This window comes from Caulobacter sp. FV1ye6ST (genome assembly GCF_058681225.1).
In genome coordinates this window covers 3,649,681-3,672,643 of the sequence record NZ_CM178733.1, presented here as the reverse complement: position 1 = coordinate 3,672,643, position 22,963 = coordinate 3,649,681, and the positions used below count along the sequence as shown (strand labels likewise).

The 22,963-nt window shown below is 69.0% G+C and carries 13 protein-coding genes; 3 read left to right on the top strand and 10 right to left on the bottom strand.

Going from position 1 to position 22,963, the window contains the following annotated elements:
• Window positions 1-12: 12 nt before the first annotated feature.
• Together ACW175_RS17600 and ACW175_RS17595 are read left to right on the top strand one after the other, a co-directional pair.
• The gene (locus ACW175_RS17600) at window positions 13-2,028 is read left to right on the top strand and encodes an O-linked N-acetylglucosamine transferase, SPINDLY family protein (protein WP_492101296.1); all 2,016 of its coding nucleotides are present in this window, start codon (window positions 13-15) and stop codon (window positions 2,026-2,028) included.
• Window positions 2,025-3,866, top strand: a complete 1,842-nt coding sequence (locus ACW175_RS17595) for an FkbM family methyltransferase (protein ID WP_492101295.1) — start codon at window positions 2,025-2,027, stop codon at window positions 3,864-3,866. The genes ACW175_RS17600 and ACW175_RS17595 overlap by 4 nt, the downstream gene beginning before the upstream one ends.
• A 5-nt stretch (window positions 3,867-3,871) precedes the next feature.
• Here ACW175_RS17595 and ACW175_RS17590 read toward each other — a convergent pair whose 3' ends face one another.
• From ACW175_RS17590 to ACW175_RS17555, 8 genes are all read right to left on the bottom strand, one after another.
• Window positions 3,872-4,639, bottom strand: coding sequence for an HTD2 family dehydratase (locus ACW175_RS17590; protein WP_492101294.1), 768 nt, complete (start codon window positions 4,637-4,639; stop codon window positions 3,872-3,874).
• A complete protein-coding gene (locus ACW175_RS17585; protein WP_492101293.1) occupies window positions 4,639-5,802 on the bottom strand; it encodes an acyl-CoA dehydrogenase family protein in 1,164 nt (387 codons plus the stop codon). Before ACW175_RS17585 ends, ACW175_RS17590 begins: the two co-directional genes overlap by 1 nt.
• Window positions 5,802-7,001: a 3-oxoadipyl-CoA thiolase gene (pcaF, locus tag ACW175_RS17580; protein ID WP_492101292.1), complete on the bottom strand. Its 1,200-nt coding sequence runs from the start codon at window positions 6,999-7,001 to the stop codon at window positions 5,802-5,804. The genes ACW175_RS17585 and pcaF overlap by 1 nt, the downstream gene beginning before the upstream one ends.
• Window positions 7,002-7,069: 68 nt before the next feature.
• On the bottom strand, window positions 7,070-8,491 hold the full coding sequence (locus ACW175_RS17575) for an efflux transporter outer membrane subunit (protein WP_492101291.1): 1,422 nt from the start codon (window positions 8,489-8,491) through the stop codon (window positions 7,070-7,072).
• Window positions 8,488-11,679 (bottom strand): efflux RND transporter permease subunit, encoded by a 3,192-nt coding sequence (locus tag ACW175_RS17570; RefSeq protein WP_492101290.1) that lies wholly within the window; start codon window positions 11,677-11,679, stop codon window positions 8,488-8,490. Before ACW175_RS17570 ends, ACW175_RS17575 begins: the two co-directional genes overlap by 4 nt.
• The gene (locus ACW175_RS17565) at window positions 11,676-14,807 is read right to left on the bottom strand and encodes a multidrug efflux RND transporter permease subunit (protein WP_492101289.1); all 3,132 of its coding nucleotides are present in this window, start codon (window positions 14,805-14,807) and stop codon (window positions 11,676-11,678) included. Before ACW175_RS17565 ends, ACW175_RS17570 begins: the two co-directional genes overlap by 4 nt.
• Window positions 14,808-14,822: 15 nt before the next feature.
• Window positions 14,823-16,082, bottom strand: coding sequence for an efflux RND transporter periplasmic adaptor subunit (locus ACW175_RS17560; protein WP_492101288.1), 1,260 nt, complete (start codon window positions 16,080-16,082; stop codon window positions 14,823-14,825).
• A gap of 208 nt (window positions 16,083-16,290) precedes the next feature.
• Window positions 16,291-17,544, bottom strand: a complete 1,254-nt coding sequence (locus tag ACW175_RS17555) for a M24 family metallopeptidase (RefSeq protein ID WP_492101287.1) — start codon at window positions 17,542-17,544, stop codon at window positions 16,291-16,293.
• Window positions 17,545-17,805: 261 nt separating this feature from the next.
• Here ACW175_RS17555 and ACW175_RS17550 point away from each other — a divergent pair, with 261 nt between their 5' ends.
• Window positions 17,806-19,704, top strand: a complete 1,899-nt coding sequence (locus ACW175_RS17550; RefSeq protein WP_492101286.1) for an NPCBM/NEW2 domain-containing protein — start codon at window positions 17,806-17,808, stop codon at window positions 19,702-19,704.
• A 13-nt stretch (window positions 19,705-19,717) separates the two neighbouring features.
• On the opposite strand, the gene ACW175_RS17545 is transcribed toward ACW175_RS17550, so the two are convergent.
• Both ACW175_RS17545 and ACW175_RS17540 read right to left on the bottom strand, forming a co-directional pair.
• Window positions 19,718-20,980 carry a DUF3422 domain-containing protein gene (locus ACW175_RS17545; RefSeq protein WP_492101285.1) on the bottom strand — a complete coding sequence of 421 codons (1,263 nt, stop codon included), beginning with the start codon at window positions 20,978-20,980 and terminating at the stop codon, window positions 19,718-19,720.
• 28 nt (window positions 20,981-21,008) lie between these two features.
• The gene (locus tag ACW175_RS17540; protein ID WP_492101284.1) at window positions 21,009-22,931 is read right to left on the bottom strand and encodes a sialate O-acetylesterase; all 1,923 of its coding nucleotides are present in this window, start codon (window positions 22,929-22,931) and stop codon (window positions 21,009-21,011) included.
• Between the last annotated feature and the right edge of the window lie 32 nt (window positions 22,932-22,963).

Here is a 22,963-nt window from a genome sequence, read left to right as displayed (position 1 = left end):
TTCAGGAAGACAATGGCCGACGTTACGCTGAACCTGCTCAGTACGCTGACCGCCGAAGGGTGCTCGCTGGGCGACCTGATCACCCTTGCGTCCGACCTTGGGGCGGGGGGGCAGCCCGCTCTCGCCGACCAAGCCTACAAGATCTGGATCAAGTTCAACGCCGAACATCCGCAGCTGTCGGTGGCGCTGTTCAACCGCGCGGTCCTGCAGGCCGCTCTGGGGGATAATCCCGGCGCGGCGGCCTCTCTGGAACACGCCATCAAGATCAATCCCGACTTCCTGCCGGCCTATGTGAACCTGGGCGGCATCCAGGAGCGGGCCGGGCTGGGCGAACTGGCCGTCGCCACCTGGGAGGCGGGGGCCAACCGCCAGGTGGTGATCAGCGGCGTCGGCGCAGGCTATGCCTTCACCTGCCTCAAGCAGATAGCGCGCCTGCTGGGTGACATGCATCAGTCGGCCCGCGCCGAACTGGCCCTGCAGCGCGCGGCGGAGCTCGATCCCACGGCCATGGACGTGATCGGCCAGCTGGTCGCCACGCGCCTGTCGCAGTGCAAGTGGCCGGCCCTGCAGCCGACCGAGCGGGTGACCCGCGAGACCCTGCTGGCGGGGGTCAATCCGCTCTCGATCGCCGCCTATACGGACGACCCGTTGCTGCTGCTGGCCGCGGGCGCCAACTTCGTCGAACGCGAGGCCAAGGTCACGCCCGAGCAGGTCCGGGTGGATCGCAGCGACGCCCCGGTCGACACCGCCGGCCGCCGTCCGCGCATCGGCTACATTTCGTCGGACCTTCGCGACCACGCCGTCGGCTATCTGATGGCCGAACTGTTCGAGGTCCACGACAAGTCCAAGGTCGAGGTCTTCGCCTACTATTGCGGTCCGGAGTCCAGCGATGGTCTGAACACCCGCATCCGCGCGGCGGTGGAGCACTTCACTGATATTCGTCCGATGTCGGACGATGAGGCCGCTCAGCGCATCGTCGACGACGGCATCGACATCCTGGTCGACGTCAACGGCCACACCCGCGACGCCCGCACCTCGGTCTTCGCCCGTCGTCCGGCCCCGATCATCGTCAACTGGCTGGGCTATCCCGGCACGATGGGCAGCGACTACCACCACTACATCATCGCCGACCCGTGGATCATCCCGCCGGAGATGGAGCTCTACTACTCCGAGGCCGTGCGCCGGATCCCCTGCTACCAGCCCAATGACCGCCGCCGGAAGGTGGAGGAGACCGTCCCGACCCGCGCCGAGGCCGGCCTGCCCGAGGACGCGTTCGTGTTCTGCTGCTTCAACGGCACGCAGAAGATCACGCCGCACGTCTTTGACCGCTGGATGGAGATCCTCAAGCGCACGCCGGGCAGCGTGCTGTGGCTGCTGGACAGCAATCCCGAGACCAACGCCCGCTTGCGCGACGCGGCCGAGGCGCGGGGCGTGGACCGCACCCGCCTGGTCTTCGCCCAGAAGTTGCAGAACGCCTTCCACCTGGCCCGCTACCGCTTGGCCGATCTGTTCCTGGACACCACGCCGTATGGCGCCCACACGACGGCCTCGGATGCGCTGTGGATGGCCGTGCCGGTCCTGACCTGGTCGGGCCGCTGCTTCGCCTCGCGGGTCTGCGGGAGCCTGGTGCGCAGCGCCGGCCTGCCCGAACTGGTCGTCGACAGCGCGCAGGCCTATGTCGAGAAGGCCGTCGAGCTCGGCGCCGATCGCGCCAGGACCCAGGCTCTGCGCGAGACGTTGGAGGCCAACCGCGACAGCTGCGTGCTGTTCGACATGGACCTCCTGGCCGGCAAGCTGGAGGACCTGTACGGCGAGATGATCGCCGAGCATCAGGCCGGCCAGAAGCCGCGGCCGAACCTGACCAATCTCGAGAGCTACTTCCGTATCGGCCTGTCGCTGGACCGTGACGATCGCGAGATGCAGACAGAGGCGGACCTGCACGGCCTGTACCGCCAGGAACTGGCGCGGCGCGACCGGGTCAAGTCCATCCCCGCCGACGGCCGGCTGTGGGAAGGCGGCGCTTCGTGAGCCAAGTCTCGCCAGCCGAGCTGTTCGGACGTCGCGCGACGCGGCCGTCGCAGTTCGGCCAGTTGGCGAGCCTGGGCGATCTATCGGGTCTGGTGGACCAGCTCCGGCGATGCAAGGCCGAGGACCCGGACTTCCGCATCCTGCTCGTCGGCGCCGGTCCGCCCCATTGGCCGGACGATCTGCGCGACGCCGCGCTGGGCGGGGCGGACGCCGATTTCCCCGGCGACCTCTCCGATCCCGAGACCTATGGCGCCGTGCTGGCCCATGTCGCGCGCAAGGGTCGCTTCGACTGCGTGCTGGCCACGCATGTGGTTCAGACCCTGACCCGGCCATCCGTGCTGCTGGAGCGCCTGCCGCTGATCGCCGAGGCCGGCTGGATCACCACGCCGTCGCGCTATCTCGAGGCCCTCAAGCCCGAGGGCGCTTATCGCGGCTTCGCCCATCACCGCTGGGCCGCCGACCACCTGGACGGCGCCCTGGTGCTGGCCCCCAAGACCCCTCTGCTCGAGCACCTGGCCTTTCCGGGCGAAGCCGTCTGGGCGCAGGCCCCGCAGCGCTTCGAGCTGCAGGTCGGCTGGCGCGGCGGCCTGAACTTCGCGGTGATGATGGGCGAGGGGACCTTGCCCGTCGGCGTCCAGGCCCAGGCCCTGCTGGGTCGCTTCTTCGAGGGCGTGCCGGCCGAGGCGCCGCCCGCGGCCGCGCCGTCGCTGGAGTCCGCTCTGGACGTCGCCGCCGAGCTGCCCAAGGCCATCGCCACCGCGCGCGACACGCAGGCGGGCCTGCATCCGCTGGGTCGGATGAAGTTCTACCACGACGCCGTCAGCCTGATCCTCTGCGAACCCCTGACCCGCGAAACTCTCGAGCTGTTCGAGCTGCTGCTGGCCGAGGCCGCGGCCATGGGCATGGAGTCGCCCGGTCCGGAGTGGGGCGACTGGGTCAATCACTACCGCGCGGTTATGGAGGCCCTGACCGGCGCCGACCTGGACGGCCCGACCCCGCCCGCGCCGGACGACGGCCCACGCACCTTCCTGACCGGGGATGGCCAGACCCTGGACGACGAGGGCCTGAAGGCCCACGCCGACGCTCTGGGCGCGGAAGTGGTGTTCTTCGCGGCGGGCGATCCCCGCTACGTCGAACTCTACGGCCGCTGGCTGGCGCTGTCGGTGCTCAAGCACAGCGACGTGCCGTTCCTGGTATTGATCCATGTGATCGGCGGGGCGGGCAAGCTGGCCGAGGCCGCCGCGACGGTGCGGATCGACGATCCGCGCGTGGTGTTCGTCGGCGACGACTTCGACGCTTCGGCGGTGACCACCCAGTGCTTCGAGGCGCCGCCGAAGGGCCTGATCGAGATCCCGGTCGCCCACTACCAGTCGGTGCGGTTCCAGCGCCTGGGCGGCCTGCTGGACCTGCTGCAACGGCCGGTCTTCGTGTCGGACATCGACCTGCTGCTGCAGCGCGGCGTCGCCGACCTGCTGGAGCAGTGGACCGACGCCGATCTGGTGCTGAACCTGAACGACAAGAATTTCCAGGCCGGCTCGCGCATCACCGCCAATCTGGTGCTGGCCCGACCGACTCCGGAGACGTCGATCCTGCTGCGCTGGCTGCGGGCCTATCTGGATGATCGGCTGTCGCGGGAGACGGTCACGCGCTGGATCGACCAGGTCGCCCTGAACTTGGCGCGCCGGCATCTGGAGCTGCATGCCCCGGGCGCGAAGGTCGGGACCTTCGACACCCAGAGCGACATCAACAACGTGATGTTCAAGGAATATGTCGAGGGCCACCCGTTCCGGTTCCTGTCCCTCTATCACGGGTTCGATACCTCGACCCTGGAGGAGTAGGCGGCCTAGAAGGTGGCCGAAGCCTTCATCACCACGGCCCCATCGACCTCCGCCCACAGCGCCGCGCCGTCGTCGGTGAGGCTGCCCTTGGCCGTGATCGTCTCGCCGGCGAAGGCGGGCTTGAGGGCGCGGAACGAAAAGCGGGTCAGCGGCCGGGCGGGCATGGCCTCGAGCAGAAGCAGGGCGATCAGGGGACCGTGGACGACGAGGCCGGGATAGCTCTCGACCTGCGTCGCATAGGGCAGGTCGTAGTGGATGCGATGGCTGTTCGAGGTCGCCGCCGAGAAGGCGAACAGCAGCACCGGATCGGTCGGCGTGTCGCGGGACCACTCGGCGGGCGGAAGCTCGACATCGGGCGTGCGACGCGCGGGCGGGGCGGCGGTGTAGACGATCGTCTGGCGTTCGGTGACGCGGAGCTCGCCGGTCTGGCTGAAGGTTCGGTCGACCGTGACGAAGGTTAGCGGACCGCTCGCGCCGGGCTTCTCCTCGACACTCGCGACGGTCTCGACGAGTTCGGTTTCGAGGCCGGGGAGGAGAGGACCAGCGAAGATCATGTCAGCCGCCGCGAACATCCGCCGAGGCGCTTCGATCGCCGGCAGGAACTGACCGCGCCTTTGATGGCCGTCGGGACCGAGGGCGGCGCGCGGGATCGGCTCGGCCAGGCATCCCCAATGCCAGGCGGGCGGGACCTCGGCCGGCGTCGGCCGGTCCAGCACCGCCGCCAACCGCGCCAGGTCCGAAGCCGCCAGGATCGCCGTCCGCCGCCTTTGCATCAGTACGAGCGGGGCAGGCCGAGCACGTGCTCGGCGACATAGGCCAGGATCAGGTTCGTCGAGATCGGGGCCACCTGATAGAGACGCGTCTCGCGGAACTTGCGCTCGATGTCGTACTCCTCGGCGAAACCGAAGCCGCCGTGGGTCTGCAGGCACATGTCGGCGGCGGCCCAAGACGCCTCCGAAGCCAGCATCTTGCCGATGTTCGCTTGCTCACCGCACGGCTGGCCGGCGTCGTAGCGGGCGGCCGCGTCATGGATCGTCAGCCGCGCGGCGTGGGCCTGGGCGTAGGCGCGGGCGATCGGGAACTGCACGCCCTGGTTCTGGCCGATCGGCCGGCCAAAGACCACGCGGCTGTTGGCGTAGTCACGCGCCTTGCCGATCAGCCACGACGCGTCGCCCAGGCACTCGGCGCCGATCAGGATCCGCTCGGCGTTCATGCCGTCGAGGATGTAGCGGAAGCCCTTGCCCTCTTCGCCGATCAGGCTGCCCTTGGGGATGACCAGATTGTCGAAGAAGACCTCGGTCGTGGCGTGGTTCAGCATGGTGGCGATCGGCTTGATCGTCAGGCCCTTGCCCTTGGCTTCCCGCATGTCGACCAGGAACACCGACAGGCCCTCGCTCCTGCGTGCGACCTGGTCCTTGGGCGTGGTGCGGGCCAGCAGCACCATCAAGTCGGAGTGCTCGGCTCGGCTGGTCCAGACTTTCTGGCCGTTGACGACATAGGTGTCGCCCTCGCGCCGGGCGAAGGTCGAGATCGAGGTGGTGTCGGTGCCGGCGGTCGGTTCGGTGACCCCGAAAGCCTGAAGGCGGATCGAGCCGTCGGCGATCCTTGGCAGCCAGGTCTCCTTCTGCGCTGTCGAACCGTGCCGCAGCACCGTGCCCATGGTGTACATCTGGGCGTGCAGCGCGGCGGCATTGCCGCCGCTGGCGTGGACCTCCTCCAGGATCGCCGAAGCGGCCGTCAGGCCAAGACCGCCGCCGCCATATTCCTCGGGGATCAGCACGCCCAGCAGCCCTGCCTTGGTCATGGCCGCCACGAACTCGGTGGGATAGGCCTTCTCGCGATCCAGGGCGCGCCAGTAGGGCGGTGGGAAGTCGCGGCACAGGGCCCGCACGGTCTGGCGCAGGGCCTCGATCAGTTCCGGATCGGCCAGCGACACTAGACGCGCTCGAACGACAGAGCCGCGCCCTGGCCGACGCCGATGCACAGCGTGGCCAGACCGCGCTTGCCGCTGGAGGCTTCCAGTTGGCGCAGAGCGGTCAGCACCAGCCGCGCGCCGGACGCGCCGAGCGGGTGACCGAGGGCGATGGCGCCGCCATTGGGGTTCACGTGGGCCCCGTCGTCGGGCAGGCCCAGCTGGCGCAGCACCGCCAGCCCCTGGGCGGCGAAGGCCTCGTTCAGCTCCACGGTGTCGAAGTCGCCGATCGTGAGACCTGTCTTGGCGAGGAGCTTCCGGACAGCCGGGACCGGGCCTACGCCCATCACGCGTGGCGCGACGCCGGCCGTGGCGTAACCGGTGATCCGGGCGCGCGGCGTCAGGCCATGGCGCTTCACCGCGTCCTCGGAGGCGACGATCAAGGCCACGGCGCCGTCATTGACGCCGGAAGCGTTGCCAGCCGTCACCGTGCCGCCTTCGCGGACGACGGGCTTCAGCTTGGCCAGGGCCTCTATCGTGGTCTCGCGCGGATGCTCGTCGCGATCGACGATGGTCGGGCCGGCCTTGCCCGGGATCTCGACGGGCGTGATTTCGCCGGCAAGGAAGCCGCTGGCCTGGGCCGCCGCCGCCCGCTGCTGGCTGCGCAGGGCGAAGGCGTCCTGGTCCTCGCGGTTCACACCGTAGTCGGCGGCGACGTTCTCGGCGGTCTCGGGCATGGAGTCGACGCCATAGGCCTTGCGCATGGCCGGATTGACGAAGCGCCAGCCGATGGTGGTGTCGAAGATCTCGGCGTTGCGCGAAAAGGCGCTGTCGGCCTTGCCCATCACGAATGGCGCGCGGCTCATGCTTTCCACGCCGCCGGCGATCAGAAGGTCGTTGTGGCCCGACAGGATGGCGCGAGCCGCGTAACCGATCGCCTCCAGACCCGAAGCGCAGAGGCGGTTGACGGTTACGCCCGGCACGCCGACCGGATAGCCGGCCAGCAGCAGGCCCATGCGGGCGACGTTGCGGTTGTCCTCGCCGGCCTGGTTGGCGCAGCCCAGCACCACTTCGTCGAGGGCTTCCAGATCAAGGCCGGCGTTGCGCGCGGCCAGGGCCTTCAGCGGGATCGACGCCAGATCGTCGGCGCGCACCTTGGCAAGCGCGCCGCCATAGCGACCGATCGGGGTGCGGATGCCGTCACAGAGATAGGCGGTGGTCATGCGAAGGCTCCCGGATCGTCGCGCTCAAACAAGTGTTAGAGTCGCGAGAGGCCAGCCTCAACAAGTTTTCAGCGCCAGCCGCCCCCCAGGGCTTGGACCAGCGCCACCGCCGTCGTCTGGCGCGAGACCGCCGTCTGCACCAGCGTTCGGCGGGCCGACAGGGCCGAGGCCTGAGCCGAGACCACGTCGGTATAGGCGACCTGGCCGGCCTTGTACTGGTTCAGCAGCATCTGCTCGGTCTGGTCGGCGGCTTGGGAGGCTGTCAGCTGCAGGGCGTATTGCCGCTCCAGGGCGCGGGCCGCGGCCAACTGGTTCTCGACGTCCTCGAAGGCCTGGAGCGCCGTCTGGCGATAGTCGGCGGCGGTGGCGTCGTAGGCGGCGCGGGACTGCTCGACGCGGGCCTTGCGGGCGCCGGCGTCGAACAGGGTCTGGGCGGCTGTCAGGCCCAGAGACCAGGTGTTGGCCGAGGTGGTGAACAGGTCTCCCAGCACGCTGGAGGTCGAATTGCCGTTGGCCGACAGGCTGAAGGTCGGGAAGAAGGCCGCGCGGGCCACGCCGATGTCTGTATTGGCGGCGGCGACGCGACGTTCGGCGGCGGCGACGTCGGGACGACGCTCCAGCAGGGTCGAGGGCACGCCGATCGGGATCTCGGGGACGACCGGCCTCCAGTCGCTGACGGCCGCGATGCGGAAGCCGCTGGCCGGCTCGCCGACCAACACGGCGATGGCGTTCTCGAAGGTGGCGCGGTCCTGAACCAGGCCCTCCAGGGTCGACTGGGCGTTGGCCAGCTGGACCTGGGCCTGCAGAACGTCGGACTTGGGCGCGATGGCGGCGTTGTAGCGGTTGGTGGTGATCTGAAGCGACCGCTGGTAGCCCTCGACCGTGGCCTTGACCATGCCGATCTCGGCGTCGGCGCGGCGCAGGCCCAGATAGCTGGTCGCGAGCTCGCCTTGGGCGGAGAGCTGGGCGGCGGCGAGGTCGGCGGCGCTGGCTTCGGCGCTGAACTTGGCGCCGCTGATCCCGGCGCGGATGCGACCCCAGACGTCCGGCTCCCAGCTGGCGCCGATACCGACCTGATAGCGCTGGGTGTCGCCCGCGCGGGTGGCCCCGCCGGCCGAGGTCGTGGTCTTGGTGCCGCCACCGCCGGACTTGGTGGCCGAGCCGGAAAGGTCGATGGAGGGGAACAGGCTGGCGCGCTGCTCGCGGACCAGGGCGCGGGCCTGGCGATAGGCCGCCTCGGCCCGGGCGATGGTCTGGTTGTCCACCTCCACCCGCTCGGCCAGGGCGTTCAGTTGCGGGTCGCCCAGCAGGGTCCACCAGTCGCCGCGATCCAGATGGTCGGACGGCGTGGCCGTCTTCCAGCCCTCCAGGGCCTTGTAGGCGGCCGGAGCGGGGGCTTTCAGCGGCGGCGTCTCGTAGGCCGGCGTCATCGAGCAGGCGCCGAGGGCGAGGAGCGAGGCGGCGCCGATCAGGCGCGAAGGACGGATCATCGAGCGGGTTCCGGCGTGGTCGGGTGGTGGGTCAGATGCCGCTCGTCCTTGCGCGTCTTCCCGCGCAGGCGATCGAGATAGACATAGACCACGGGGGTGGTGATCAGGGTCAGCAGCTGGCTGGCGATCAGGCCGCCGATGATGGCCACGCCCAGCGGACGACGCAGCTCGGCGCCTTCGCCAAAGCCGATGGCAAGGGGCAGGGCGCCCAGGGCGGCGGCCAGGGTGGTCATAAGGATGGGGCGGAAGCGCAGCAGGCTGGCCTCGCGCACGGCTTCCTGGGCGGACAGGCCCCGGCTGCGCTGGGCGTCCAGGGCGAAGTCGATGATCAGGATGGCGTTCTTCTTGACTATGCCCAGCAGCAGGAAGACCCCGATCAAGGCGATGATCGAGAACTCCATCTTGAAGATCAGCAGGGCCACCACCGCGCCGACGCCGGCGGCGGGCAGGGTGGACAGCACCGTGATCGGGTGGACGTAGCTCTCGTAGAGGATGCCCAGCACGATGTAGATCGCCACGATGGCCGCCAGGATCAGCAGCGGCTGCTGCTTCATCTGGTCGTTGGCCTGGCGAGCCTGGCCCTGGAAGCTGCCGCGCACGGTGGTCGGCATGCCGATCTCGGCCTCGGCCTGAGCCACGGCGACCTGGGCGTCGCTCAGAGACTTGCCGTCCGCCAGGTTGAACGAGACCGTGGTGGCCAGCTCGCCGTTCTGGTGATTGACCGAGGTCGGGGTGGCGTTCTGGGAGACGCTGGCGATGGCCGACAGCGGCGTCATGGCCGTGGCGGCGGTGTTCAGGGCCGCGCCGGTCGACTGGTCGCGCAGGGCCGGATTGACGCTTGGGCCGCTCGCCTTCGCCGTCCCGGACGGCCGGGTCGGCACGTGCACGTCGTTCAGCGCCTCGGGACCTTGAGCGAACTTCTGTTGCCACTCCAGGATCACGGCGTACTGGTTGACGTCCTCGTAGATGGTCGCGACCTGGCGCTGGCCGAAGGCGTTGTAGAGCGCGTTGTCCACGGCGCGGGGCGTGACGCCCATTCGGGCGGCGCTGTCGCGGTCGATGGTCACCAGGGTCTCGACGCCGTTCTCCTGCTGGTCGGAGTCGACGTCGGTCAGCACGTCGCCATGCGCCTTCATGGCCTCGGCCAGCTTGGCGGCCCATTCCTTGAGGGCGGCGCTGCTGTCGCTGGTCAGGGTGTACTGATAGGTCGAGTTGCTCTGCCGGCCGCCCATGCGTAGGTCCTGCACCGGGTTCAGGAAAACGCTGATGCCGGTCACGCGCTGCAGCTGTGGGCGCAGGCGGGCGATGACCTCCGAGCCCTTCTCCTTGCGCTCGCCGACCGGCTTGAGATTGACGAACATGAAGCCGCCGCCGGCCCGGCCGCCACCGGTGAAGCCGACCACGGTGTCAACGGCCTTGTCCTTGCGGATGATGTTCACCACCTGCCGCAGCTTCTGCTGCATGGCCTGGGAGGAGACGGACTGGTCGGCCCGCATCCCGGCCATCAGCTGGCCGCTGTCCTGCTGTGGGAAGAAGCCCTTGGGCACGGCGATGTAGAGCCAGGCGGTCATGGCGATCACCGTCACCAGCAGGGCGATGACCAGAGGCTTGGCGTGCAGGGCCCAGTCCAGGCTGTGCTCGTAGGTCTTGTGGACGCGGTTGAACGCGGCCTCGAAGAAGCGCGACAGGCGGCCTTCCTTGTCCTTGTTCTCGGGGCGCAGCAGGTAGGCGCACATCATCGGCGTGGTGGTCAGGCTGATGACCAGCGAGATCAGCACCGCCGCGGACAGGGTGACGGCGAACTCGCGGAACAGCCGTCCGACCTGGCCGCCCATGAACAGCAGCGGAATGAACACGGCGACCAGCGAGATGCTGATCGACAGCACCGTGAAGCCGACCTCGCGCGCGCCCAGCAGGGCGGCCTCGAAGCGGTCCATGCCCTTCTCGATGTGACGGGCGGTGTTCTCCAGCACGACGATGGCGTCGTCGACCACGAAGCCGGTCGCCACCGTGATGGCCATCAGGCTGAGATTGTTGAGGGAAAAGCCCAGCAGGTACATCACCCCGAACGTGCCCAGCAGCGAGACGATGGTCGCCGCGGCGGGGATGAAGGTGGCGCGGGCGCTGCGCAGGAAGACGCTGACCACCACGATGACCAGGATGATCGAGATGAGCAGGGTGACCTCGATCTCGTGCAGCGAGGCGCGGATCGAGTTGGTGCGGTCGCTGGCCACGTCGACCGTGATGTCGGGCGGCAACTGGGCCCGCAGCTCGGGCAGGACGGCGCGGACGCTGTCGACCGTCTGGATGATATTGGCGCCGGGCTGGGCGGTGATCAGGACGATGATCGACGGCTTGCCGTTGAACAGGCCCAGGGTGCGGGTGTCGGCGACGCTGTCGGTGACCCGAGCGACGTCGGACAGGCGGATCGGCGCGCCGTTGCGCCAGGCCACGACGAGGCCGGCATAGTCGGCGGCCTTGCGGCCCGCGCCGGTGGTGTAGACCTGGTAGCGCTGGCCGTTGCCCTCCAGCGCGCCCTTGGGACGGTTGGCGTTGGCCGACTGGATCGCCGCGCGGACGTCCTCCATCGCCACGCCGTACTGGTTCAGCAGGAACGGATTGGCCGAAATCCGCACGGCCGGCAGCGAGCCGCCGCCGATCTCGACATCGCCCACGCCGCTGACCTGGGCCAGGCGCTGGGCCACGACGTTGGAGACCGCGTCATAGATCTGGCCGGGCGTTTTGCTGTCCGAGGTCAGGGCCAGGATAATCACCGGCGAGTCGGACGGATTGGCCTTGCGATAGGTCGGGTTGCTGCGCAGCGTCGCCGGCAGGTCGGCGCGGGCGGCGTTGATGGCGGCCTGCACCTCGCGCGCGGCGCCGTCGATCTGGCGGTTCAGGTCGAACTGGAGCGTGATCCGCGTCGAGCCCGTCGAACTTTGCGAGGTCATCTCGTTGACGCCCGAGATCGTGCCCAGCCGCCGCTCCAGCGGCGTGGCGACGCTGGAGGCCATGGTCTGCGGACTAGCCCCCGACAGGTTGGCCGACACCGAGACGGTCGGGAAGTCCACCTGCGGCAAGGGCGAGACCGGCAGAACGAAGAAGGCCGCGATCCCGGCCATGGCCAGGCCGATCGTCAGCAGGATGGTGGCGACCGGCCGCCGGATGAAGGGTCCGGACAGATTCACGAGGGCGCCCCCGGGATCGGCTCGGGATCGATCCGTTCTGGATGCGGGCCGTCATCGCGGCGCTGGCGCTTGGAGGTCGGGGCCAGGCGGTCGAAGGCGAGGTACACGACCGGGGTCGTGAACATGGTCAACAGCTGGCTCAGCAGCAGGCCGCCGAAAATAGCGATGCCCAGCGGACGTCGCAGCTCGGCTCCTTCGCCGAAGCCCAGCATCAGCGGGATGGCCGCGAACAGGGCCGCCAGGGTGGTCATCAGGATCGGGCGGAAGCGCAGGATGGCCGCCTGGAAGATGGCGTCGCGCGGGCTCTTGCCTTCCTCGCGCTCGGCGTCGATGGCGAAGTCGATCATCATGATCGCGTTCTTCTTGACGATGCCGATCAGCAGGATGATGCCGATGATCCCGATGACGCCCAGATCGTTTCCGGTGATCCACAGGGCCAGCAGCGCGCCGACGCCGGCCGAGGGCAGGGTCGACAGGATGGTCATCGGGTGGACGTAGCTCTCATAGAGCACGCCCAGCACGATGTAGACGCAGACCACGGCCGCCAGGATCAGCCACAGCTGGTTGGACAGCGAGTTCTGATAGGCCCCGGCCGCGCCCAGGAAGGTGGTGGTCACCGAGGCCGGCATTTCGATCGTCTTCATGGCCTTGCGGATCTCGTCGACCGCGTGGCCCAGCGAGACGCCGGGAGCGGTGTCGAAGCCGATCGTGGTGGCCGGGAACTGGGCGACATGCGTGACCTGCAGCGGCGACTGCTGGGTCTTGATCGTCGAGAAGGCGGCCAGCGGCGTCGGCGCGCCGCCGCCGGTCTTGAGGTTCAGATTGCCGAGCGTGGTCGGATCGACCAGGACGCCGGGCTTGGCCTCCAGGATAACCCGGTACTGGTTGGTCTCGGTGAAGATGGTCGAGACGATCCGCTGGCCGAAGGCGCTGTAGAGGGCGTCGTCGACATCCGAGGCCGTGATGGAGAGACGGGCGGCGGTGTCGCGGTCGATGTCGACATAGGCGGCCTGGCCGGTGGCCGAGGCGTCGCTATAGACGTTCCGAACAGACTTGAGATTGGCCAGTTCAGCGGTGAGCTTGCCGGCCCATGCCTTGATCGTGGCGGTGTCAGCGCCTTCCAGCGACAGGCGGTACTGGGTGGGACCCGTCTCGGCGTCGATGGTCAGGTCCTGGGTGGGCTGGAGATACAGCGTCACGCCCGGCACATTGGCCACGCGCTCACGCAGCCGCTGCATGATCTTTTCCTGCGAGCCGGAGCGGTCGGCCTTCAGGTTGATCTGCATCTGGCCGGTGTGGAGCATGGCGTTGTTTGCGCCGTCAACGCCGATGAACGAGGCGACGTTCTCCACCGCCGGATCGTCGAGGATCGCCTCGGCGGCCTGCTGCTGCAGGGCCGCCATGCGGTCGTAGGACACCGACTGGGCCATCTCGGTGCGGGCTTGCAACTGGCCGGTGTCCTGGGTGGGGAACAGGCCCTTGGGGATGATCATGTAGAGCACGCCGGTCAGGACCAGCGTGGCGACGGCGACGACGAGCGTCGCGACCTGCCTCTCCAGCACCCAGGCCAGGGCGACCTCGTAGCGAGCCTCGACCTTGGCGAACAGATCCTGGGTCTTCTTGCTGATCCCCTTGGCCTCCTCGCCCTCGTGCGGCTTCAGCCAGCGGGCCGACAGCATGGGGGTCAGGGTCAGGGAGACCACGGCCGAGATCAGGATGGTGATGGCCAGGCTGATGGCGAACTCGCGAAACAGGCGGCCGACCACGTCGCCCATGAACAGCAGCGGGATCAGCACCGCGATCAGCGAGATGGTCAGCGAGATGATCGTGAAGCCGATCTCTTTCGCGCCTTTCAACGCGGCTTCCATCGGCTTTTCGCCCTTCTCCAGATGGCGGGTGATGTTCTCGATCATCACGATGGCGTCGTCGACGACGAAGCCGGTGGCGATCGTCAGGGCCATCAGGCTGAGGTTGTTCAGCGAGAAGCCCATCAGGTACATCACCCCGCACGAGCCGATCAGCGAGATCGGCACGGCCAGGCTGGCGATCACCGTGGCGCGCAGGCTGTGCAGGAAGAAGAAGATCACCAGCACCACCAGCCCCACGGCCAGCAGCAGCTCGATCTCGACATGGTGCACGGAGGCGCGGATGCCGGTGGTGCGGTCGGCCAGCACCTGGACGTCCAGGGTGGCGGGCAGGCCGGCCTGAAGCTCGGGGAGCTTGGCCTTGATGGCGTCGACCGTCTTGATGACGTTGGCGCCGGGTTGACGCTGGACGTTGACGATGATCGCCGGGGTCTTGCCAGCCCAAGCGCCCAGGCGGGTGTTTTCGGCGCTCTCGACGACCTGGCCGATGTCCGACAGGCGGATCGGCGCGCCGTCCTTGTAGCTCACTATGAGCGAGCGGTAGTCATCGACGCTCAGCAACTGGTCGTTGGCGTTGATCGTGTAGCTGCGGGTGGGGCCGTCGAAGCTGCCCTTGGCGCTGTTGGCGTTGGCGGCGCTGATCGCGCTCTGCACGTCCGACAGGGTCAGACCATAGCTGGCCATGGCCTGGGTGTCGGCCTGGATGCGCATGGCTGGCCGCTGGCCGCCCGACAGCGACACCAGCCCCACGCCCGAGACCTGGCTGATCTTCTGGGCTAGCCGGGTGTTGACCAGGTTCTGCACCTCGGTCAGCGGCAGGGTGTCCGACGTGATGGCCAGGGTCAGGACCGGCGCGTCGGCCGGGTTGACCTTGGCGTAGACGGGCGGGGCGGGCAGGTCGGCCGGCAGCAGCGAGCCGCTGGCGTTGATGGCGGCCTGCACCTCCTGCTCGGCGACATCCAGCGTCTCGCCCAGATTGAACTGCAGGGTGATGACCGAGGCCCCGGCCGTGCTGACCGAGCTCATCCGGGCCAGGCCCGACATCTCGCCCAGCTGGCGTTCCAGCGGGGCGGTGACGGTCTGGCTCATCACCTCGGGGCTGGCCCCGGGATACAGGGTCTGGACCTGGATGGTGGGGTAGTCGACCTGCGGCAGGGCCGACAGCGGCAGCAGCCGGAAGCCGACCAGGCCGGCCAGGACGATGGCCGCCATGAACAGGGCCGTGGCGACCGGCCGCTGGATGAAGGGACGCGAGGGGTTCATCGGGTGCGGGTCCGTCTATTGCGGACGCTGCTGATGCTGGCGACGACCCTTGCCGTCGCCCTTGCCCTTGCCCTGACCTTGCGGACGCGCGCCCGGCAGCTGGACCTTGCCGCCGTCGCGCAGGCGGTCGCCGCCTTCGGTGATGACCTTGTCGCCGACCTTCAAGCCGTCGGTGACCTGCACCTGGACGCCCGTCGCCTGGCCGGTCTTCACCGGGGTCTTGGAGACGGTCTGGTCGCTGTTCAGCAGCCAGACGAACGCGCCGTCGCCGCCCTGGCGCACGGCCGTGGCCGGCACGACGATCGCGCCCTTGATGGTGTCCAGCTCCATGCGGACATTGACGAACTGGCTGGGGAACAGGCTGTTGCCCGCGTTCGGGAAACGGGCCTTGGCCTTCACCGTGCCGGTGCCTGTGTCCACGATATTGTCGAGCGTCGAGAAGGTCCCGCGATCCAGGGTCTGGGTGCGGGTGCGGTCCAGCGCGATGACGGGCACATTGGCGCGACCCTGACGAGCGGCGATGCGCGGGACGTCATCCTGCGGGACGGTGAACTCGACGTCGATCGGCGAGACGGTGGTGATCACCGCCACCCCGTTGGCGTCGCCCGCGCCGATATAGTTGCCGACATCCGTGACGCGCAGGCCCACGCGGCCAGAGACGGGCGCGACGATGCGGGCGAAGCCGAGGTTCAGGCGCGCCGTGCCGACGGCGGCGCGGTCGGCCATCACCGTGCCTTCCAACTGCTTGACCGTGGCGGCCTGGGTGTCGACCTCCTGACGGGCGATCGAGTCCTGGGTCAGCAGGGTCTGGTAGCGGGAAAGGGTCAACCGCGCCGCGGTCAGCTGGGCCTCGTCGCGGGTCTGGTTACCCTGCGCCTGCAGCAGCGCCATCTCGTAGGGGCGAGGATCGATCTGGACCAGGGCCTGGCCGCGCTGGACCACTTGACCTTCACGGAACATCACCTGGGTGATCGTGCCGCCGACCTGCGGACGCACGGTCACGGTCGCGGCCGGCTTCACCGTGCCCAAGGCCTCGATGACGATCGGTAGGTCCGTCGCGCTGGCCGTTGCCACCGCCACCGTGCTGGCCGGTCCGCGCCGACCGCCGCCACCGCCGAAGCCGCCGCCAGGACCACCGCCTTCGCCGCTCTTGTCGCCGTGCAGCAGAGTCCAGGCCAGCCAGGCCACGCCGGCCAAGGCCAGGATCGCGATCAGTCCGCCGAGGATCAGCGTCCGGCGGCGCGGGGGCGTACGCGGGGCGTGAAAGTCAGTCATCGTCAGCCTTCGAGGAGCCGCGCGCGGCGCGGCGTGGGCGGGCGGCGACTGGCCGCCCATGGGGAACGCGCCGTCATGAGCTGACGGACCTGGAGTCCCCTAGAGGTCGAACATGTGCGCCGGTTTGCAGGACTGAAATGATCGAGTCTCGATATGGCTCCGCTTCAACGTCGGAAAGTCGCCACGGTTTGGGGGCTCGGGACTTCGATCAGCCCATCGGCTTGTCGAGCGTGGTCGGCGGCTTGCTGAACCATTGTGGACCTTGCGGGGTCATGTGGATGCAGTCTTCCAGCCGCACGCCGAACTCGCCGGGGATGTAGATGCCCGGCTCGTCCGAGAAGCACATGCCCGCCGCCAGCCTGGTGGTCTCCGACATCACGAAGTTCACCGGCTCGTGGCCGTCCATGCCGATGCCGTGGCCGGTGCGGTGCGACAGGCCGGGCAGCTTGTAGCGCGGACCCCAGCCCAGGCTGTCATAGTAGGCGCGGACGGCGCGATCGACCGAGCCGGCCTCGACGCCGATTTGGGCGGCCTCGAAGGCCACCTGCTGGCCGCGCGCCACGTCGTTCCAGACCTTGCGCTGACGGGCGGTGGGCTCGCCAAACACGAAGGTGCGCGAGATGTCCGACTCATAGCCGCCGACATTGCAGCCGCAGTCCATCAGCACGACCTGACCCTCGCCCAGCACCTGGGCCTGGCGCGAGCCGTGTGGATAGGCGCTGGCCTCGCCGATCAGGATCAGGTTGAAGCTGACCCGCGCGCCTTGTTTCACGGTGAACTCGGCCATCAGGGCGCCGATGTCCTTGGGCCCCATGCCGGCTTTGACGTTGGCGTGGGTGTGGCGCAGGGCCGCGACGGTGACGTCCGCGGCGACCTGCATCAGGGCCAGTTCGGCCGGCGACTTGATCATCCGGCAGCCGCGGAACACAGCCGCGCCCGAGACGACCTGGGCCGAGGGCAGGGCGGTGCTCAGACCGTCGACGATGAACGCGCGGATCGTCTCCTCAACGCCGATCTTGCCGGACGCCAGCTTGCGGCCGGCCAGCAGTCCGGCGGCGACCGCATAGGGGCTTTCGTCTTCCTCCCAGGTGCGAACCTCGGCGGGCACGCCAAGGCTCTGGCGGATCGAGGGCTCCTCGAACTTCGGCACGACCATGCCGACCTGGCCCTCGCGCGGGATGATCGCAAGGCACGGCCGCTCGCTGCGGCTCCACTGCGCGCCGGTGAAGTAGTCCATCGACGAGCCCGGCTCGGTGACGATGGCCGACAGGCCCAGCTTGACCATCAGGGCCTGGGCGCGCTCCAGCCGCGCCTGGCGCTCGGCCGGACCGATCAGGGCGACGCCGTCGGTCATCTTCTTCGAGGGCGTCTGCCGCGCCCACGCCGGCGCGCCCAGCGCGGCCGCGCTCGCTGCCGCGCTGGCCAGGAAGCCGCGCCGGCCCAGCTCTTGAAGTGCGGTCATGTCGATCCTCGAAACCCTGTGAGCCCAACGCGACGCAGCCCGCGCCGACGACCTTTTGTGACCCCGGGGCGCTCGGCCTGACAAGGCCTGGATCGGAGGAGATTTATCGGTCCGGATCGACGGGAAGCGTCCGGCTCCGAGAGATCGGCCGGGCCTCTACGCTTGAGACCATCGAACCATTGATATCGGGCGCTGGGTTAGGTACCGCTACCATCAACGTGCGCGAGAACCGACGCACGACTTTGGGTAGGGCGGAAGACGATGAAAACGCTACTGACCGCAGGGCTGATCGCGGCGATGCTCGGACCGTCCGTTGCGACCGCACGGGCAGACCCGCTGGCGCCGACCGGGCGTTGGTCGGCCTATACCGCTGGGCGCGCGACCACGCCGCCCATGGGCTGGAGCACCTGGAACGCCTTCGCCACCGACATCGACGAGGAAAAAATCCTCGGCTCGGCGAAACAGATCGTCGACAGCGGCCTGGCGGCCAAAGGCTATCGCTACATCAATATCGACGACGGCTGGGCGCTGAAGCGCCGGATGCCCGATGGCCGGATGATCATCCGCGACGACAAGTTCCCGTCGTCGCGCACCGGTGGCGAGGCCCCTAGCTTCAAGCCGTTCACCGAAAAGCTCCACGCCATGGGGTTGAAGGCCGGCATCTATTCCGACCTGGGCCGCAACACCTGCTCCGAAGCCTATTCGCCGACCGACGACGACCTGCCCAAGGGCACGGTCCTTGAGCGCGAAGTCGGCATCTACGGCCGGATCGACCAGGACATCGCGCTCTATTTCAAGGACTGGGGTTTCGACTTCATCAAGGTCGATGGCTGCGGCCTGCGCGACTACGGCCCGCAAAGCGACCGCGTGCGTTCGGGCAAATTCCGGGCGCTGGGGCCTTTCCTGGACTCGGGGGCGGTGACGCGAACCGACATCCCGGCGATCCAGGCGATGTTCCGCCAGATCAATGTCGCGCTGGCCCGGGAGAATCCGGACGGCGACTATCTGCTGTCGCTCTGCGTCTGGGGGGCTGCCAATGTGCGCGCCTGGGGCAAGGACCATGGCGGCATCTCGCGCACCAGCGACGACATCTCGCCGGCCTGGGGGCGGCTGCTGGTCAACTACGACACGACCGTCACGCGCTCGCTCTACGCCCATCCGGGGTCTTGGAACGACCCGGACATGCTGCACATCGGCGCCGGGGACTTCGACGCCGATCACCTGACCGAGGCCCGTTCGCACTTCGCGCTGTGGGCGATGCTCAACGCGCCGCTGCTGATCGGGACCGACCTGCGCAAGACGCCCAAGGCCTTGCTCGACATCTTTGGCAATGCCGACATCATCGCGCTGGACCAGGACCCCGCCGGCAACCAGGCGACGCTGGCCCATGACTCCAGCGACCTGCAGATCCTGGTGAAGACCCTGGCGTCAGGCGACAAGGCCGTGGCGATCTTCAACCGGGGATCGGTCGACTACGACGTTGACCTGAGCGCGACGCACCTGAAGTTCAGCGAGGATGCGCCCATCGCGCTGACCGACCTGTGGAGCAAGCAGCGGACGACCTTCACCAAGCGAACCAAGCTGCACGTCAAGCCGCGCGAGACCCTGATCTTCCGCGCGCACGGGACACGCGCCCTGCAAGGAGGCTATTATCTGTCAGAGCAGCCCGGCAGCGTGAACCCGGCGGTGGACGGTATCGTCTATCCGACCCCCGATCCTTCCATCTTCCGGACCGCGGCGGGCTGGGGTGGAACCGGCGGCGCTGGCGACAGGCCGTCCTATGCCGGCTGGGGCGGCGCGCGCGCCGACAGCGCGCCCTACGGCCAGGTGCTTCACGTGGCGGGAAAACCCTTCGCTGCCGGCATCGGCATCCTCGCCAACTCGCGGCTCGAGGTGCGCAACAATGGGGCCCAGCGCTTCACCGCGGTGGTCGGGGTCGACGACAGCGCGACGGACAAGGCTGGCGTCGTAACCTTCGCCGTCTATGGTGACGGCAAGCTGCTGGCGACCAGCAAGCCGCTCAAGTGGGGCATGGCCGCCCAGCCGATCTCGGCGCCGGTCGCCGGCGTCAAGCTGATCGAGCTCGTGGCGCGCAGCCCTCGCGGGGACAACCAGCGCCTGCCCGTGACCTGGGGCGAGGCGGCTCTGCTGGAGCGCTGACGGCGATCGCGGCTCAGTCGTCGCCGCGATCGATCAGGCGCTTCTTGCGCCGATGCAGGTTGGCGGCGACGGCGAGCAGGACCAGAGGAACCAGGCCGGAGAGGACCTGTTCACTGGCGCCTGGCCAGTCGTGCAGCCAAGGCTTCAGGAAATAGCCGAGCAAGCCGAGCACGTAGTAGCCGACCGCGAAGATCGACAGCCCTTCCACGAGGCCCTGCAGCTTGGCTTGAAGCTCCAGGCTGGCGCTCATGCCGCGCAGGGTTTCCTGGTTCTGGCGGTCCAGGACGATGCCGAGCCGGGCCTGCAGAAGATCGCCGCAGCGCGCGACGCGCAGGGAAAGGTCGTCCAGCCGTCGGTCGGCCGCCTCGCGGGTGCGCATGGCCGGCTGCAGGCGCCGCGCGATGAACTCGCTCATGGTCGAATAGCCGGGAAGATGGCGCTCCCGCAGCGCCTCCAGCCGGTCCAGGGGCAGGCGGTGATAGGATTCCGTCGCGCCGCGCCGGAAACGGCTGTGGGCGGCGCGCAGCTCCACCTCGGCGGAGAGTTTCAGAAGGCTGTCCAGCACCGCCTGGCTGTCCTCGCCGCTCGCCAGGCCGCTGGCGATCGCCGAGAGCCTGGCTTCGGCCCCATCCAGCCAGGCGAGAAGCTCGCGGGCGGGCGGAAACCCGATCAGCGCCAGCTTCCGATAGTTGCCGATCTCCAACAGCGTCTGAACCAGCCGCGAGACTTCGTCGTTGGCGAGAGCGATGTTGTGGACATGGATACGCCCCGTGCCGCCTTCGCGCAGGCGAAAATCCGTCCAGATCCGCGCGGCGCCGTCGAAGACCTCGCACGACACGCAACGGGCCAGGTCGATATGCCGGTTCAGGATCGCCTCGGCCGGCGGCTCGGCGCCCGGCGCGGAGACCGAGATTTCGACGCCCCTGAACACCTGGCCCGGCGCGCCGTCCAGCCAGAAGCAGTCCTCGCCCACAACGGTCTCGAAGCCGAGCTCCGGACCCAGCGGTCCGTAGGTGAACAGGGTCCAGGTCGAGAATTCCTGGTGCCGCTCCCACAGCCAGCCGCCGGTCCCGCCGGCGACGAGGACCCTGCCGCCGGCGGGATCCTGGCCCGGCGCGAACAGGGCCACGAAGGCCGCCTCGGACGCCCGTTCGTCGGGGCTGACCAGGAAGACCCACTGGCGCAGCCGGACCGGCGCTTGTTCCAGCGGCAGGGCGCGCAGGTGCATCAGTTCACTCAGCGCCACCCTGAGCGGATGATCCCGACGGCTATGCATCACGTCCTCGCCCCATGCTTCCGGATCGCTAAGGGACCCGGACCTCGAACGAGCCGACGGCGCGGCCGGCCTGGTCGAAGAGGTTCACCACCGGGCTGTCCGCCCAGCCGTAGCGCACGCGCCCGACAGCGCCGCCGTCGCTCTTCAGCGTGACCTTGTCGCCAGTGACATGGCCCGGCGCGTACCGGCAGCCGCCGTCCGCGCCGCAAAGTTCGAAGCCGATGGCCGTGTCGGCGCTCCGCGCCACGAGGCCTCCGGCGGCGCCCGAGAAGGTCAGGATGGCGCCGCCGTCGGGCGCGCGTTCGACGGTCGTGACCCGGGGGCCGGTGGCGACGGCTTCGCCATAGGCGAGAACCCTCAGTGCATCGGCCGCTCGGCGCCCGACCTCCTGCTTCTCGCCAGGATGGATGTCGTAGGGATCGCCGAGGTCGAGGGTGACGACCACGGCCGCGTGGCCGTCGGCTTCGGCGGCGCGTCTCTGGGCGTCGCGCAAGCCGGCCCAGCCGCTCTCGACGGGCTTGCTCGCGCCGGCGCCGTAGGCCGATAGCTGGATGATCGCGAAAGGCAGCGCTGGGGCTTCGAACTGCCGGCGCCAGTCGGCCATCATCGCCGCGAGCCGGCGCTCGTAGCCGGGCAGGCCGGTGTCGGACTCGCCCTGGTACCAGAGCGCTCCGGCCAGACCGACGGGGCCGAGGGGCGAAATCATCGCGTTGTAGAGGACGCCCGCGCCGTTGATGTCGTCCCACGGCGCGCGGGGGGCGTTGGTCTTCGGCCGGCCCGCAAGGGCGTAGCGCCAGCCGGCGTCGAGCGGGACCGAGGTCCCGTCGTCCAGCTGAAGGCGCATGAGTTCGGCGGGGCCCGCCAAGCCGCCGTCGGCGTAGACATTGTCGTCGTTGATGGTGATCCGGTTGCGCCCGGCGACCAGCGTTCCCGGGGCCAGTCGGTAGCGTCGCGGGGCGCCGATGCTGGACCCGCCGACCGCCTGGCCATTGACCCAGGTGCGGTCGGCGTCGTCGATCAGGCCCAGCGACAGAACCGCGCCCTGCGCGGCCTGGGCGGGGGTCAGGTCGACGGACTTCTCGAACCAGACCATGCCCAGATACTTGGCCATCTCCGGCGCGCCCCAGCGCCCGAAAAAGCTGATCGCCGGGACGGGCGACCAATCGGGATGTTCGGCGCGCCAAGGCTGCTTGGCGCCGGCGAGGCCGGACTGGTCGCGCCACCAGGCTTCCCATTGGCGCGCGACCATGGCCTCCGCCGCTTGGGCGTCACGGGCATGGAGTTCCAGCGCCTGGGCCTCCAGCGCCAGGCCCCCGGCGCGCAGGCCGTCGGGCGCCATCCAGGCGGAAATCCGCGAGCCGCCCCAGCTGGAATGGATCAAGCCTATCGCCGCCTTGTTGGTCCGTCGTAGGTCCTGTCCCGCGTAGAAGCAGACGGCCGAGAACTTGGCGATCGTTCCCGGCGTGGCCGCCGCCCAGGCCGGCGGGACGTCGAAGCGGTCTTTCGGTGTCTCCGCCAACTGCTTGCCGACCGTCATCAGTCGTATCTGGGGATCGGCGGCGTCCGCGATCTGGAAACTGTTCTGCGACTGCTCGGCCGACAGTTCCATGTTGCTCTGGCCCGAGCAGAGGAAGACGTCGCCGATCAGGAGGTCGTTGACAAAGGTCTGGCCGCTCGGCGCGTCGACCAGCATCTGGTAGGGACCGCCGGCGGCGAGCGGCGGCAAGGCGATGCGAAAGCGGCCATCGCGATCGGCCTGGCCCGTGGCCGAGCGCCCCGCCAGATTGACCATGACCTTCTCGCCGGGCGCGGAGCGGCCCGTGACGATGATGGGCTTGTCCCGCTGCAGCACGGCGTGGTCGCCGATCGCGCCCTCGAGCCTGGGCGCGGCGCTGGCCAGCGGCGGGAGAAGGAGGGCCAAGGCCCCGGCCATGGTCGCGATGGTCTTCACGCTGTTCCCCTGATCGGCGGATGTCGGCGGGC

What these genes read in the sequence shown, in the direction of transcription:
- ACW175_RS17600 (WP_492101296.1), top strand. Translation starts at nt 13, where the DNA reads ATGGCCGACGTTACGCTGAACCTGCTCAGTACGCTGACCGCCGAAGGG.
- ACW175_RS17590 (WP_492101294.1), bottom strand. Translation starts at nt 4,639, where the DNA reads ATGCAAAGGCGGCGGACGGCGATCCTGGCGGCTTCGGACCTGGCGCGG.
- pcaF (WP_492101292.1), bottom strand. Translation starts at nt 7,001, where the DNA reads ATGACCACCGCCTATCTCTGTGACGGCATCCGCACCCCGATCGGTCGC.
- ACW175_RS17575 (WP_492101291.1), bottom strand. Translation starts at nt 8,491, where the DNA reads ATGATCCGTCCTTCGCGCCTGATCGGCGCCGCCTCGCTCCTCGCCCTC.
- ACW175_RS17565 (WP_492101289.1), bottom strand. Translation starts at nt 14,807, where the DNA reads ATGAACCCCTCGCGTCCCTTCATCCAGCGGCCGGTCGCCACGGCCCTG.
- ACW175_RS17560 (WP_492101288.1), bottom strand. Translation starts at nt 16,082, where the DNA reads ATGACTGACTTTCACGCCCCGCGTACGCCCCCGCGCCGCCGGACGCTG.
- ACW175_RS17555 (WP_492101287.1), bottom strand. Translation starts at nt 17,544, where the DNA reads ATGACCGCACTTCAAGAGCTGGGCCGGCGCGGCTTCCTGGCCAGCGCG.
- ACW175_RS17550 (WP_492101286.1), top strand. Translation starts at nt 17,806, where the DNA reads ATGAAAACGCTACTGACCGCAGGGCTGATCGCGGCGATGCTCGGACCG.
- ACW175_RS17545 (WP_492101285.1), bottom strand. Translation starts at nt 20,980, where the DNA reads ATGCATAGCCGTCGGGATCATCCGCTCAGGGTGGCGCTGAGTGAACTG.